At 64.5% G+C, this 15,148-nt stretch carries 12 protein-coding genes; 4 read left to right on the top strand and 8 right to left on the bottom strand.

Features of this window, described 5'->3' with window-relative positions:
- Positions 1–187: 187 nt before the first annotated feature.
- On the top strand, positions 188–1,789 hold the full coding sequence (gene rtcR / locus Q5Z11_RS00865; protein WP_303748277.1) for an RNA repair transcriptional activator RtcR: 1,602 nt from the start codon (positions 188–190) through the stop codon (positions 1,787–1,789).
- A 98-nt stretch (positions 1,790–1,887) separates the two neighbouring features.
- Here rtcR and uvrD read toward each other — a convergent pair whose 3' ends face one another.
- Entirely contained in the window at positions 1,888–4,083 is a 2,196-nt protein-coding gene (gene uvrD, locus Q5Z11_RS00860) for a DNA helicase II (RefSeq protein ID WP_303748276.1), read from the bottom strand.
- Between the two features lie 142 nt (positions 4,084–4,225).
- Here uvrD and Q5Z11_RS00855 point away from each other — a divergent pair, with 142 nt between their 5' ends.
- On the top strand, positions 4,226–4,693 hold the full coding sequence (locus Q5Z11_RS00855) for a hypothetical protein (RefSeq protein ID WP_303748275.1): 468 nt from the start codon (positions 4,226–4,228) through the stop codon (positions 4,691–4,693).
- Between the two features lie 82 nt (positions 4,694–4,775).
- Here Q5Z11_RS00855 and Q5Z11_RS00850 read toward each other — a convergent pair whose 3' ends face one another.
- From Q5Z11_RS00850 to Q5Z11_RS00820, 7 genes are all read right to left on the bottom strand, one after another.
- Entirely contained in the window at positions 4,776–6,158 is a 1,383-nt protein-coding gene (locus Q5Z11_RS00850; protein WP_303748274.1) for an FAD/NAD(P)-binding protein, read from the bottom strand.
- Between the two features lie 153 nt (positions 6,159–6,311).
- Entirely contained in the window at positions 6,312–6,479 is a 168-nt protein-coding gene (rpmG, locus tag Q5Z11_RS00845) for a 50S ribosomal protein L33 (RefSeq protein ID WP_172675037.1), read from the bottom strand.
- Positions 6,480–6,489: 10 nt separating this feature from the next.
- On the bottom strand, positions 6,490–6,726 hold the full coding sequence (rpmB, locus tag Q5Z11_RS00840) for a 50S ribosomal protein L28 (protein ID WP_282270140.1): 237 nt from the start codon (positions 6,724–6,726) through the stop codon (positions 6,490–6,492).
- Between the two features lie 209 nt (positions 6,727–6,935).
- Complete coding sequence (locus Q5Z11_RS00835) at positions 6,936–8,387, bottom strand: 2-dehydro-3-deoxy-6-phosphogalactonate aldolase (protein WP_303748273.1); 1,452 nt, start codon at positions 8,385–8,387, stop codon at positions 6,936–6,938.
- Complete coding sequence (locus Q5Z11_RS00830) at positions 8,384–9,316, bottom strand: 2-dehydro-3-deoxygalactonokinase (RefSeq protein ID WP_303748272.1); 933 nt, start codon at positions 9,314–9,316, stop codon at positions 8,384–8,386. Before Q5Z11_RS00830 ends, Q5Z11_RS00835 begins: the two co-directional genes overlap by 4 nt.
- Positions 9,313–10,059 (bottom strand): SDR family NAD(P)-dependent oxidoreductase, encoded by a 747-nt coding sequence (locus Q5Z11_RS00825; RefSeq protein WP_303748271.1) that lies wholly within the window; start codon positions 10,057–10,059, stop codon positions 9,313–9,315. The genes Q5Z11_RS00830 and Q5Z11_RS00825 overlap by 4 nt, the downstream gene beginning before the upstream one ends.
- A 2-nt stretch (positions 10,060–10,061) precedes the next feature.
- Positions 10,062–12,725, bottom strand: coding sequence for a TonB-dependent receptor (locus Q5Z11_RS00820; protein ID WP_303748270.1), 2,664 nt, complete (start codon positions 12,723–12,725; stop codon positions 10,062–10,064).
- A gap of 290 nt (positions 12,726–13,015) precedes the next feature.
- Here Q5Z11_RS00820 and Q5Z11_RS00815 point away from each other — a divergent pair, with 290 nt between their 5' ends.
- Together Q5Z11_RS00815 and Q5Z11_RS00810 are read left to right on the top strand one after the other, a co-directional pair.
- Entirely contained in the window at positions 13,016–13,948 is a 933-nt protein-coding gene (locus tag Q5Z11_RS00815; RefSeq protein WP_303748269.1) for a dihydrodipicolinate synthase family protein, read from the top strand.
- Positions 13,945–15,114 (top strand): mandelate racemase/muconate lactonizing enzyme family protein, encoded by a 1,170-nt coding sequence (locus Q5Z11_RS00810; protein ID WP_303748268.1) that lies wholly within the window; start codon positions 13,945–13,947, stop codon positions 15,112–15,114. The genes Q5Z11_RS00815 and Q5Z11_RS00810 overlap by 4 nt, the downstream gene beginning before the upstream one ends.
- Positions 15,115–15,148 lie beyond the last annotated feature (34 nt).

Genomic DNA, 15,148 nt, shown 5'->3' with positions numbered 1-15,148 from the left:
TTCGTACTCCTTGGCGGGAACTGCCCGCCACTTGTCTTGCCCCTATAAACGCAATGGCCGTGCCAACTTTTCCGTTCCTCGATCAACTCGTTGATTCACAAAGGTATTTTTGATTTCCAGGAGACGATTCGCGCATCCGCATTGCGAACTTACGTATACTTTGAGCGCGCTTTTTATAGGAATGGATATGTCCAAGCGGCAGGTCATCTTCGGCATGCTCGGCACCCAGCTCGATTCGGGCAGCGGCCCCGGTCGCTGGGAAAAATGGCGGCCCACCGTAGCCCTGGGCATGCATGAAGACTTCCAGCCCGATCGCATCGAGCTGATGCTGGACGAGCGCCGCTTCAGCCGGCTGGCCAAACTGGTGCAGGAAGATCTGGCACTGGTATCACCCGGTACCGAGCTGCGCCTGCACGACACCTACCTGGTCGATCCCTGGGAATTCGAAGGCGTCTACGCACGCCTGCATGACTTTCTCGCGGCCTATCCATTCCAGCCGGACGAGGAGGACTATTACGTCCACATCACCACCGGCACCCACGTCACCCAGATCTGTTGGTTCCTGCTGACCGAGAGCCGCCACTTCCCCGGCCGCCTGCTGCAGACCTCGCCGCCGCGCAAGCAAGCCAATGGCGACCCCGGCAGCCACACCGTGATCGACCTGGACCTGTCGCGCTACGACCACATCGCCCAGCGCTTCGCCCAACAGCAGCTGCAGGATCGCGACCTGCTCAAGAGCGGCATCGCCACCCGCAACCCGGCCTTCAACCGGATGATCGAGCAGATCGAGAAAGTAGCCACGCGTTCGCGCGCACCGATGCTGCTGACCGGCCCCACCGGTGCCGGCAAGAGCCAGCTGGCCAAGCGCGTATTCGAGCTGAAGAAGCTCAAGCACCAGCTGCCAGGTCGCTTCGTCGAGGTGAACTGCGCCACCCTGCGTGGCGATGGCGCGATGAGCACCTTGTTCGGCCACACCAAGGGCGCCTATACCGGCGCCAGCAGTGACCGCGCCGGCCTGCTGCGCTCGGCCCACCAAGGCCTGCTGTTCCTCGACGAGATCGGCGAGCTGGGTGCCGACGAACAGGCCATGCTGCTGCGCGCACTGGAAGAGAAGCGCTTCCTGCCAGTGGGCAGCGACCGCGAGGTGGAGAGCGACTTCCAGTTGATTGCCGGCACCAACCGCGATCTGCAGCAGGACGTACGACTAGGCCGCTTCCGCGAGGACCTGCTGGCACGCCTGAACCTGTGGACTTACCAACTCCCCGGCCTTGCCGAACGCAGCGAAGACATCGAACCCAACCTCGAGTTTGAACTGGAGCGCTGGTCACGCGAGCAGCACGAACGCGTGCGCTTCAATACCGAAGCGCGCAGCCGCTATCTGAACTTCGCCACCAGCAGCGAAGCCGCATGGCGCGGCAACTTCCGCGACCTGGGTGCCAGCGTGGTACGCATGGCGACGCTGGCCAATGCCGGCCGCATCCAGACCGACGGCGTCGATGAAGAAATCAACCGCCTGCGCACGCAATGGCATGGCGGCGATGATGCATCGCCATTGCAGGCATTGCTCGGCGATGCGGCAAACCAGCTGGACCGCTTCGACCGCGTGCAGCTGGAAGAAGTGGTGCGCGTCTGCCTGCGCTCGAAAAGCCTGTCAGCCGCCGGCCGCGAGCTGTTCGCGGTATCCCGCACCCAGCGCGCCAGCACCAACGACGCCGACCGCCTGCGCAAGTACCTGGCCAAGTTCGATCTGGACTGGGAGCAGCTGAGGAATCACGCAACCCAACCGTAGTGCCGAGCCATGCTCGGCAGCCTTTCGCGCACAGGCTAGTACGCCGACCATTCCCCGGGTGCGCTGCGCTTACCCGGGCTACATGGCTCAACGCTTGATCAGATCACCGTCAAATTCGCATACGCCATCACCAGCCACTTGCTGCCGGCGTCAGCGAACTCGACCTGCACGCGCGCGTGCTGGCCGTTGCCTTCGTAATCGGTGACCATGCCTTCGCCGAACTTCGGGTGATTGACCAGCGCACCGAGCTTGATCGGCGGCTTCTCGATGTTGGCGTGACCACCCATCGTGCGGCTTGCGCCGAGCGAGGCCGGGCGCGAGACCTGCACCTTGGGGCGCACTTCGTTGAGCAACTCGCGCGGGATCTCGCGCAGGAAACGTGACGGCAGGCTGTAGTTGTCCTGGCCGTGGATGCGACGCGATTCGGCATAGCCGAGTACCAGCTTCTGCCGCGCGCGGGTAATGCCGACATAGGCCAGACGGCGCTCTTCTTCCAGGCGCCCGCTTTCTTCCAGCGAACGTGCGCTGGGGAACAGGCCCTCTTCCATGCCGGCCAGGAACACCAGCGGGAATTCCAGGCCCTTGGCCGAGTGCAACGTCATCAGCTGCACGCCTTCCTCTCCCGCCTGTGCCTGGCCTTCGCCGGCTTCCAGCGAGGCGTAGGAGAGGAACGCAACCAACTCGCTCATGTCCTCGGCGCCTTCTTCGATATCGTCTTCGCGACGCACGAAGCGCGAGGCCACCGAGATCAATTCGTCGAGGTTGTCGGTGCGCGATTCCGAATCCAGCGCGTTGCGACTCTCCTTGCCCCAGTGCTCACGCAGCGCCGAACGCGACAGCACGTGATCGATACGCTCGGACAGATCCATCTCGCCGGTTTCGGCGGTGATCTGCTGCACCAGATTGATGAAACCGGCCAGCGCGTTCTTCGCGCGCGAAGTCAGATCGGTGCCCTGCGTGGCCAGCATCGCCGCTTCCCACAATGGCAGCGCCTGCTGGCGCGCAATGCGTCGCACTTCATCCAGGGTACGCTCGCCGATGCCGCGCGTCGGCGTATTCACCGCACGCTCGAAGGCGGCATCGTCGTTGCGGTTGGTCATCAGGCGCAGGTAGGCCAACGCGTCCTTGATTTCAGCACGCTCGAAGAAGCGCATGCCGCCGTATACACGGTATGGCACCTGCTCGCTGAGCAGCGCTTCTTCGAAGGCCCGTGACTGCGCATTGCTGCGATAGAGCACGGCGACATCGCCGTAGCTGCCACCATCACGCACCCACTGCCGCGCACGCTCGACCAGGTAACGCGCCTCGTCCATCTCGTTGTAGGCGGCGAACAGGTCGATCGGATCACCGTCGCCGCTGTCGGTCCACAGCTGCTTGCCGATGCGGTCCGGGTTGTGCGCGATCACCGCATTGGCGGCACCAAGGATATTTGCGGTGGAGCGGTAGTTCTGTTCCAGGCGAATGGTCTGCGCGCCCGGGAAATCCTTGAGGAAACGCTGCACGTTCTCGACCTTGGCACCGCGCCAGCCGTAGATGGCCTGGTCATCGTCACCGACCACGAATACATGCGCGCTGTCGCCGGCCAGCACGCGCACGAAGGCGTACTGGATGGCATTGGTGTCCTGGAACTCGTCGACCAGGATCTCGCGGAAGCGGGCGCGGTAATGCGCCAGCAGCGCCGGGTTGTCGCGCAGCAGTTCATGCGCGCGCAGCAGCAGTTCGGCGAAGTCGACCAGGCCCGCCCGATCACAGCGCTCCTGGTAGGCCGCATAGGCCTGGCGCAGGGTTTCGCCCCACTGGTCGTGCGGCTCGGGCTGGATGTGCTGCGGACGTCGGCCTTCATCCTTCTGCGTGTTGATCCACCACATCACCTGCTTGGGCGGGTACTTGCTGTCGTCCAGCTCCAGCTGCTGGACCACGCGCTTGACCATGCGCAGCTGGTCGTCCGAATCCATCACCTGGAAGGCTTCGGGCAGCTTGGCATCGGCCCAGTGCAGGCGCAGCAGGCGATGGGCCAGGCCGTGGAAGGTACCGATCCACATGCCGCGGCTGCCCTTGCTCAGCTGCAGGTCGATGCGGTGGCGCATTTCGCCGGCCGCCTTGTTGGTGAAGGTGACCGCGAAAATGCCGTGCGCAGGTACACCGCAGACTTCGGTGAGCCAGGCGATGCGATGGATAAGCACGCGCGTCTTGCCGGAACCGGCGCCGGCAAGAATCAGGTGGTGACCAAGAGGCGCGGAAACGGCCTCGCGCTGGGCTGCGTTCAGCCCGTCGAGCAAGTGGGAGACATCCATGCCTCTAGTTTACCGCCAGATCACATTATCCCGACCCAACGCCCCGTAAAACTTGACAAGCTACCAAGAAAAGGATCAGCTTGAAGAACTGCAGCCAACGCAAGCAGCAAGTCCGAACCACACACCCAGATGGAGCAGGGATATGTTCAAGACTAAGTCATTTTTTGCTAGCGCGTTACTACTATTGACCGCATCCTCTGTCGCTCAGGCCAGCACACAGGATCAAAGTGCCGCCAGCACCATCATTCCTGTACTGGTGAAGACAGACTCCACACGCCAAATCACCGAAGTATTGCCAGCAGTGCGCCTGACCTCACGCGCTCAAAAGCTGTTACGCGCCAATCTCGAGCAAAGGCTGAACAGCTCCCCGGAAATTACCTCCGATTATTTACCGAACAGCCAATTCATTGCCGACATGAGATCCGTGGTGACTGAGAGCAGCAACGGTGATAAGTCGCTGCATTTTGAAGTGGCATCTACCCGCCCAGCGCCTTCTGGAAACGTGAAATGGATCCAAAACGGCACCAACTATACTCTCGCCACTTATAGGGGCTCGTCCCAGGAACTCGTAATGCAACCCGCGCTCGTTCCTCGCGAAAGAAGCAACTGATCATTGATCAGCCACGTTTGGCGGGACGCCCCAGGGGCAGGAAAAAGGCGTTAAAAAGGGTGCATGCCACCCTTTTTTTCGGCTAAGTCTCGATCAACCGTTGACTTGCCTCAGCCGCCTGCCCGCGCAATTCAGGAATCGCCAGGCTCTCCCACAGGTTGCCGATGCGCAGGCTGCCCAACACCTGCACGCGCGGCTCGACCACGCCATCGGCGTCGATCAAGCTGCCGTCGGCTGCCGTGTCCAGTCCGATCCCATGCGGGCCGGCCCGGCCGACGCCGCTGCCCAGCAACTGCTGCAGCAGCGAATTGCGCATCGCCTGCGCGCGCATCTCCACACCGGTGGCGTTGATCACGCATTGCACTTCCAACTGCAACGGCTGACGCCAGCGATCCTGCGCGCTCAACCGCACGCAGGCGCCTTCGGCAACGGCGGTTTCCAGACGGCCACGATGCAACTGCAGGCGACCGGCCCGCTGCAGCTCCAGCAGCTGCGCATGCAGCGGGGCGGCGATGCGGTGGCGATGCACATCCCAGTAGCGCACCACATGGCGCAGGAAGCGGCGCTGGTCATCGAATGAGAGGGTTTGCCACAGGCGTTGACCCAGCGGACGGATACGCTCCATCACGCTTTGCCACGGAATATCACGCGTTTCCGCTTCGGCCGCGTGACATCGCAGTGCATGCATGCGCTGGCGCAGATTCATCGCCAGCAAAGGCTCGGGATCGTAATCGGCCGCAGCGCCCTTGGCATGAGGCAACGGCAGCAGCGCATGCCGCGACATCACATGGATGCGACCGCGATGACCGTTGGCCTGCAGCGTTGCCACGCTGTCGGCCATGCTCAGGCCGGAACCGATGATCGCCACGTCGGCGTTGCCCGCAATGCCGTCGAGTGACGGGTAATCCCAGGCCTCCACTCGCTTGCCGTCGACCAGGCCGCTGGCACCGCGTGCCGGCAACGGCCGCAGCGCATTGCCCACCGCCAGAATCACCCGCCCAGCCTGCAACGGCCGGCCCGAATCCAGGGTCAGCAGCACGCCTTCGTCATTGGGCTGCAGCGCCTGTACGCGTGCAGCAAGAATTTCCAATTGCGCAGGACTGGCGTCCACCGCCTGCTGCAGACGGTGGCGCAGGTAGTCGGCGTAAAAACGACGCGGCACGAACTGCCCGGCCAACTGTTCCCGCGACAGTGCCGGAAAGGCCTGCGCCTCACACAGGTAGTCGAGGAAATCCTCGGGCTGTTCAGGAAAGCCACTCATCTTGGCGGCCGGCACGTTCAATACATGCTCGTCGCGGGTGGTGGCATAGGCCACGCCACGGGCCAGCGGCAGACTGGGCTCGATCACCAGCAGGCGCAGCGGCCCGCTTGCGCCACGCAGCACGCCGATGGCGGCAAGCACGCCGGCGGCGCCACCGCCAATGATGGCCAGATCACACAATGCAGGGGTATCGATAATACTCATCTGCCCGATTGTAGGCGATGCCGTACCCCTGCCTGATGCTGCACGGGCATGTATTCATGCTGGCAGGACGGGAACTTTTTCACACAGCTGAAACACAAAACCCGCCTTTCGGCGGGTTCTGCTTGGAACAGCAGCTCAAACAATCCCTGGGGATTACTTGATCTTGCCTTCCTTGTACATCACGTGCTTACGAACAACCGGATCGTACTTGAGGAATTCCATCTTCCCCGGGGTGTTCTTCTTGTTCTTGTCGGTCGTGTAGAAGTGGCCAGTGCCGGCCGAGGAAATCATACGGACCTTATCGCGCTTACCTGCCATGATCGTTTACTCCTCAGACCTTTTCGCCGCGCGCACGCAGCTCAGCCAGAACGGAATCGATGCCGTTCTTGTCGATGGTGCGCAGTGCATGCGCGGAAACACGAAGCTTGATCCAGCGGTTTTCGCTGGCAACCCAGAAACGGCGCTCGTGCAGGTTCGGCATGAAACGACGACGGGTCTTGTTGTTGGCGTGCGAGACGTTGTTACCCGTCTGCACTCGCTTGCCGGAAACTTGGCATACGCGGGACATTGCGCACCTCGGTAATGTTGATGACTTCCTTAGCCAGGAAGACGGCGGCCCCGGCGGTTACCCGCCACGCGTCATGGGAATCAAAGGGTTACGCCGACGAGGGCAGCCAGATGACGTGTTCCTGGCCGCCGATCCGGAGAATTCCGGACACAGCGAGCCGCATATTGTGCATGTAATCAGTTACCTGCGCAAGTTGGCCCCGGCAATGCTCAGGGCGTGGCGACGAACAGCCCGCCCGAAGCCGGCGCCCGCTGCAGCGCATCGGCGCTCAGCCGGGCCCTGGCGGTGCTGATGAACAGGCGCCCATCCGGGGCAAAACACAGGCTGCCCACATGCGGCGCGGGCACCGCCAGGCGCCGCTGGACGGCGCCATTGGCGGCAAGTTCGACTACCGCGCCGCCACCCCACATCGCCACCCACAGGCTGCCCTGCGGCGACATCGCCATGCCATCCGGCTTGCCGGGTTCGCCGAGGAAGTCGGTGATCACCCGTGGCTCCCCCAGGCTGCCGGCCTCGATGTGGGCTGGGTAGGCCAACAGGGTCCGTGCCAGCGTGTCGATCACATACAGGGTCTGGCCGTCGGCAGAGAAAGCCATGCCGTTTGCCACGCCCAGCCCTTCGGCCACGCAGCGCACCGGCGCATCGGCGCTGGGCGCATGGAACAGTGCGCCGCGGCCAGCGAGCAGGCCACGGTGCATCGAACCGGCCCACAGCCCGCCACGGGCGTCGACCACCATGTCATTCAGGCGGCAACCAGCGCCCACTGCGATTTCGGGGCCAGCCGCCAAACTGCCGTCGGCACCGATCCGCACGAAATGGGTCTCGCCGTTGCCCACCAGACCCTGCCCGTCGCAAGCTAGCGACCAGACCGCCTCGGCCAAGGGTGTTCGTGTGCAGGCCTCACCATCCCAATGCAGCAGGGCCGGTGCGGTCGGCTCGACCCAGGCGACCCGACCGTCTTCCAGCACCAGCGGCGACTCGCCAACCAAGGTCTGCGCGTCGCAGGCCAGACTGACACCGCTGGCGGGCACCGCCTGCAAAGCCTGCAACCACTGCCTCGCCCTCACCCCCACCTCGTCGGCACTGCGGCCCGGCCGGTACAGATCCGAACCGATGCCGACGGCACGTACTCCGGCCTGCCACAGCGCCGGCAAGGCATCTGCGCTGAAGCCGCCCACCGCCACCAGCCGCGCCCGCACCGGCAGCACCGCTGCCAGTGCCGACAAGCGCGGCGCCGCCTCGTGCGCAGGGAAGGCCTTCAGGTAACGCGCACCAGCAGCCAAGGCAGCGAATGCTTCGCTCGGCGTGGCAAAGCCCGGCATCGGCTCCATGCCATGCTCGAGCGCGGCGGCGATCACCGCCGGGTTGGTATTGGGCGATACGCAGAAGCGGCAACCAATCGCCGCCAGCGCCTGCACCTGCTCCACCTGCAGCACGGTACCTGCGCCCACCAGCAAGCGGTCGCCGAAATGCGCGGCCATCAACGCGATGGTGGCCAGTGGATCGGGCGAATTGAGCGGCACTTCGGCCAGACGCACGCCTGCATCGACCAGCGCCTGACCGACCGCCAGTGCCTCGGCGCCGGTAAGTCCACGCAGTATCGCGACCAGCGGCGTGTGTTCGATCGCCGCATCGAAGGCGGCTGCGGAGCTGTGGTTCATGCTGGTTGTTCCAATGCCGCCCGATGCAGGGCGAGAAATCCGCGGGTCACCGCGTCGTGCGATGCGATTGAATGCGCCTGCCCGCCAAGTACTTCGATGGCGCGCGCATACAGCGCGCACACCGGCGCAGCACCTACCAGCGGCAACGGCCTGCTCAATGCATCCGGCCACAGCTGCAGCACATCGGCCAATTCCGCACCGATCAGCACACCACGCAACCACGATGCGCCGGCGCGGCGCAGCAGTTCACCTCGGATCACCCGCGCACGCGCGCCAAACAACAGGCTGCCCAGGCCCAAACCGCTGCGATGACCTTGCTGCAGGCCATCGAGGAAGGCCGGACCATCTTCGGCCGGGCCATCCACCACCGACGCCAACAAACCGGCAGCGGTCAGCCGATCGAATACTTCACCGGACATCGCGGTCAGGAACGATGCCACCGCGCCGTCCTGCAGCTGCACCCATTTGCTGTGCGTACCCGGCAAGGCCAGCAATCCATCCAGCGGCAGCTGGCCGGCGTCGAGCAGGCCAAGCAGCTCGGTCTCTTCGCCGCGCATGATGTCGGGCGCATCGTCCTGCGGCCGCCGGCAAGCCAGCCCAGGCACGATCGCCACCGCCACCGGACCGATATGGGTCCGGTGCAGCCGTGCCGCCAATCGCTGCGGCGTTGCCGGGCAATCGGCATAACCAGCATCGCTCCAGCCAACGTTGGAGCCGACCATGCCGCAGGCATAGACCTGCGTGGCATCCGGCCAACGCGCCACTGTCTGCACCAGCAATGCTTCCATCTGCGCGCGGTCCAGGCCAACGATGCCGCGCGGCTGTTCCACCGTATCGGCAACGCGGCCATCGGCATGGATCAGGAACGCGCGGAAATTGCTGCTACCCCAGTTGATGCCGATGATCGGCGCCTGTTGCATGCCACTCATCGACGCGTCACTCCCGCACCACCATCAAGCGGCACCACCGCGCCGGTCATCCAGCCACTGCGCGGCGAGGCCAGGAACAGCGCCAGCTCGGCGGCATCCGTCGCCGTGCCGAGCCGCTGCAATGGATGCCGCTGCACATTGCGCGTGCGTGCCGCATCGGCATCCTCACTGCGATCGAAGGAGGCGCGCAGCATCGGTGTATCCAGCGAGGCCGGCGCGATCGCATTGACGCGGATCTGCTCCGGAGCCAGCTCCAATGCCGCGGTGCGCGCCAGCGATTCAAGTGCGGCCTTGGAGGCAGCGTACGCAGCCAACCCCGGCGTGGCGTAACGCGCGTTGATCGACGACAGCAGCACGATGCTGCCGCCGCCGTTGCTGCGCAGGCCCGGCAATGCATGCCGCATCAGGCGCCGTGCGCCGAGCACGTTGACCGCATGCACCTGTTGCCACAAGGCATCGTCATCGGCCCAGGTATCGGCGGACGGGCAGATGCCAGCGCAATGGATCAAGGCATCCAGCGGCTGGCCGACATGTGCCGCCAGCGCGGCATCCACCGCCGCGCCATCGGCCAGGTCCAGCACCAGCTGCGGGACATCCGCCGCCACCGCGACGCGATCCAACGCCAGCACCTGCGCACCGCGCGCCTGCAACAGCGCGCACACGGCCGCCCCTGCGCCGCTGGCAGCGCCACTCACCCAGACGCGACGCCCACTCCATTCCATCTGCCGTCCATCCTCGCCCATGTTCAGAACCGATAGGTGATGCTGGCCTTGTACGAACGCCCGAACACCACATTGGTGCGCAGGCCTTCGCCATAGCCGTCAAACGTGCGCTGCTCGCTGTCCAGCAGGTTGTTGGCCTCGAACTTCAACGACATGCGGTCGCTGAAATCGTAGCTCATCGATGCCGACAGATCCTTGTAGGTATCGTTGTAGATGCCGGTGGACGCAGCGGACAGACCGACCAGGTATTCATCGCGCCAGTTGTAGGCCAAGCGAATGCCGAACGGGCCGTTCTCGTAGTAGCCGATCAGGTTTGCGTTGTTCTTCGACAAGCCCGGGAAGCTCATCGCATTGCCGTTGATGTCGGTGATCGGGGTTTCCGAGTCGATCCAGGTGTAGGTGGCCACCACGCCGAAGCCGTCGAGGATGCCGGTGAACGGCACCTGCGCCAGCAGTTCGGCACCCTTCACCTTGGCCTTGTCACCGTTGATCTTGCGCAGCACCAGGAAGTTGGTGTTGTTGTAGACCTCGTTGCTCTGGCGCTGGACGATGAAGGTCGAGACATCCTTGTAGAACAGGCCGGCCGAGAGCAGGCCCTGGCCGCCGTAATACCACTCCAGCGACAGGTCGTACTGGGTGGCCTTGAACGGATCCAGGTCCGGTGCGCCGCCACTGCCGGTGCCAGGCGAGGTCTGCACGCCATTGCCATCGAACACGGCGTTGTTGTTGAGGGTCACGCCGTTGTTGAGGTCTTCCGTGTTCGGGAACGCCACGACTTTGGCCGCACCACCACGCAACACCAGGGTGTCGCTGAGCTGCAGCTTGGCCACCATCGACGGCAGCATCTCGTCATCGTTGCGCTTGAACGTGGCCGGTGTCACCACGCCGGTGCCGCTGAGCAGGTTGCCACGCGACTCGAGCTCGCGGTGCAGGAAGCGCACGCCGATGTTGCCGGTCAGCCCCATGTCGCCGACCGTGGTATCCCAGTTGAGCTTGGCGTAGCCCTCCAGGAAATCCTCGTCGACACTGAAGGTGGAGCCATTGGTCAGCACGGTGTTGCGCAGGTCCAGGCATTGCGCGTTCTGCGAGATCACCGGCAGGTTGGTATAGGTTTCGCAGCCGCCAAGCTGGCCGCGCAGGCCGGCCAGGTAGTCACGCGGCAGGCCGCTGAATTCGCCCGGCAGGAAATCGTGGTTGCTGTACTGGCTGACGTAGCCACCCATCTGCGATACCGGGATGCCGCCGGTCGGGCGGATGTCGGCTCGCAACGGGTTCTGCAGGCTTTCAAGTCGGCTGAAACGCGCGCCGAAATCCAATGAGCGCAGCGGGCCGTCATCGAAGGCCAGGCTCCAGTCGGTACGCAACGCGCTGGAATCGGTTTGGGCGCGCCAGTTGTTGTCGAACAGGATGGTCATGCGCCATTGCGCCGGATCGGTCAGGTCGACGCCACTGACATTGAAGCTGCCGAAGCTGCCATTGCGCAGGTCGAAGTCGGTGACCGAGGTCAGCCCGGCCATCGGCGCCAGGCGCATGTAGTGCTGGTCATAGCTGGCGGTGGAACGGCCCCAGTTGATCTCGGCCGAACCGTCCAGACGCTCACCGACGCGGAAGCTGGCGCGCAAGGCGGTGGACAGCGTGTCCGCGTCGATGTCGGCCACTTCCGAGTTGAGCAGCACGGTGCCGGTAGAACGGCCAGCGAGCAGGATGTTGTGCTCGGAATACACCGCGTTGCTCAACCCGGCTGAAGGATTGAAGGCGATCCAGTAGCGATCACGCTCGGCTTCCTGGCGCGAGTAGAACGTATCCCAGGTCAACTCGACGCCATCGACCGGGCGCCATTGCAGCACGGCGCTGACGCCAACCTTAGTACGGTCATCGTCGATGTTCTGCGCACGCATGTCGGTGCTGCCGAAGCGGGTCTTGCCCGGGTCGGTCGGATCGGTGAAACGGCTGTAGCCAGAGAACGTGTCCAGGCCCTGCTGGACCACATTGCGGTGACCGTAGGTGGCCGAGATCAGCGCACCAAAGCGGCGATCCTCGCTGCGTCGCGACAGCAGGCCGAAGGCGTTGTAGCCGTAGGCATCGGCCATGTCATCGTAGGTACCGGCGACGCTGACCACGTTCTGTTCGCTGTCGCCGGACAGCGGCTGGCGCGTATTGATGTCGACGATACCACCGAGGCCACCGCTGAGCTGGTCGGCACCGGCCAGCTTGGTCACCGACAGCCGCGAGATCAGCTCCGACGGCACCAGTGACAGCAACCCATAAGTGGAGGTAGCCAGCTGGTCCAGGCCATTGCCGCCGCGGCCGGTGGCATCGACGATCTGCCGGCCGTTGTAGAGCAGCACGTTTTCCTTCATGCCGCGCACGAGGATGTCGCTGCCTTCACCCATGCCGCGCTCGATCTGCACGCCGGCCACGCGGCCCAGCGATTCGGCCACGTTGGTGTCGGGCAGCTTGCCGATATCGTCGGCGACGATCGCGTCGACTATCTGCGCCGAATCGCGCTTCAGGTCGCGTGATGCCTCCAGGCTGCCGCGGATGCCAACCACGGCAACAGCATCCAGGGTCTGCGCTTCCTGCCCGCCTGCGGGCGGGGCAGCGGCGTCCTGTGCCGAGGCCAGTGCAGGTGCCAACAGGCAGACGCCCAGTGCGGTGAACAAAGTCGAACGTCGAAAACGATGCATATGTCGTGCCCTCTCCCAAGGTAGGGATCCTGCAGCCTGCCACCAGGACCGGCGCGGACCCTCTCCGTCCGCTGCCCCGCCCCGCACTGCCAGCCTGCCGCCCGGATCCAACGAAATCCGTCATTGCTGCTGCACTGCGACTTGGCAGTGTTGTCGCTAATATAGCAATATGTTTTGGCCGCGCACGCTGCAATGCAGCGAAAGAAGTAGATGTACCAGCGGACACTTGGAAATCCCCTTTAACGCGTGTTGCTACGAATGGCACACCAATAGAACAAGGACCCGGCGCAATGGCCGCTCTGCAAGGCGTCTTCCCGATTCTCCCCACGATCTTCACTGCCACTGGCGCCATCGACGAAGCCGGCACCGAAGCAGTGTTCGAGTACCTGCTGGCCGCAGGTTCCGCAGGCGTCGTGTTTCCCGGCCTGGCTAGCGAGTACGACATGCTCAGCCTGGAGGAGCGGCTGCACCTGACGGCCTGCATCGGCCGCTGGAACCGCGGCCGCGTGCCCTTCATCGTCGGCGGCAGCGCAAAGACGCTGGAGGACGCGGTGCAGGTCACCCGCGCTGGCGGCCAGGCCGGCGCGGCGGCGGCAATGGTGCTGACCCCGCATGCATTGGCCGGTGACGAAGATGCGATGGCGGCATTCTTCGCCCGCCTCGGCGAAGAATCCGGCGTCGCCATCATGTTGCAGAACGCACCGGCACCGATGGGCATCGGCCTTGGCGTGGACGCATTGCTGTCGCTGGCCACGCGCGTGCCTGCGATCCGTTACGTCAAGGAAGAAACCATGCCTTCCGGCCACCGCATCACCGCGCTGTCCGAGCGCGCTGGCGACTCGGTGGAAGCGATATTCGGCGGCGCCGGTGCCCGTTACGTCCTTGATGAGCTGGCCCGCGGCGCGGTCGGCACCATGCCTGCCTGCGAAATCACCGAGGTGCACGTGGCGATGCTGGCTTCGCATGCCGCCGGTGACCTGGAAACAGCGCGCGTGCTGTTCGAGCGCACCCTGCCCTTGCTGAGCATGCAGGCGGTGTTCCGCTGGCGCCTGACCAAGGCCGTGCTGCTGCGCCGCGGCCTGATTGCCAGCGACCATGTGCGTGCACCCGGCCCGGCACTGGATGCCTACGACCAGCGCGAACTGGATACCCTGTTGGCCCGCATCGCCGATCTGCTGCCGCTGGACGTGGTGCCCGGCCGCTTGCCACGGAGTCCTGCATGAGTGCCGTCACCCGCGTCGAAACCTTCATCCTGACCGTGCCGCGCAGCACCCCTTACCTGGGCCCGTTGGGCGCGGGTGAGCGGGTCAATGCACGCGGCTACCTGGTGCGACGTGGCAACGGCACGCTGTATCCAACCGTGGACAGATCGGTACTGGTACGCGTGACCACGGCCGATGGTGCCATCGGCTGGGGCGAGACCTATGGCATCTGCGCACCGCGTGCGACCTGCGAAATCATCAACGACCTGCTCGCACCGGAACTGCTTGGGCGCGAGCCCGAGGACGTGGAATCCATCTGGGATGACCTGTACGGGCTGATGCGCGTACGCGGCTGTGGCAGCGGCTTCCACACCGATGCGATTGCCGCACTCGATATCGCACTGTGGGACCTGCGCGCACGCGCGCAGGGCAAGCCACTGTGGGCACTGCTGGGCGAACGCCGGCATGAGCGCATCGCCGGCTATGTGTCCGGCCTGCCGGCCGCCACCGTCGCCGAGAAGATCGAGATGGCGCGCGGCTTCGCTGCCGATGGCCACACCGCGTTCAAGGTGCACGCCGTTGTAAGCCATGAAGGCATCGCCGAGGAAATGGCGGCACTGCGCGAAGCCCTGGGCGACGAGGTCGAATTGATGGTCGACCTGCACTGGAAGTTCGATCACGCACAGGCACTGCAGCTGGCCCAGCAACTGCAGCCCAGCAAGTTGACCTTCATCGAGGCACCGTTGAAACCGGAAGACGTGCCCGGCCTGATCGCACTCGGCAAGGACAGTCCGATCCCGGTTGCTGCCGGCGAAGAGTGGCCCACCGAATACGTTGCACGGCCGCGCATCGACGGTGGCAGTCTTGCCTTCGTGCAGCCGGAGATGGGCCACACCGGCATCACCCAGTTCCTGCGCATTGCCCGCCTCGCCGCTGCGCGCGGCGTGCAGGTGGCACCGCACGCGACGATTGGCGGCGGCATCTTCATGGCGGCCAGCCTGCAGGCCTCCGCCGTGATCGAAGGCCTGTGGCGGCATGAGTGGCAGCATTCGATCTTCTCGCGCTCGCTGCGCATGCTCGACACCGACATGGCCTACGGCCGCCAGGGTTATCAGCTGCCCAGTGGCAATGGCCTGGGCGCCACACCCAACGCGTTGTTCTGGGAACACGCCGAAGCAATCAGCTGAGCGGCAGGCAAAAGGCCGGAGCGGTTACCCGCTC

The organism is Stenotrophomonas sp. 610A2, from assembly GCF_030549615.1.
GTDB lineage: Bacteria > Pseudomonadota > Gammaproteobacteria > Xanthomonadales > Xanthomonadaceae > Stenotrophomonas > Stenotrophomonas pigmentata.
Note: the sequence above shows the minus strand (reverse complement) of the source record. Positions and strands in the feature narration are given on the sequence as shown.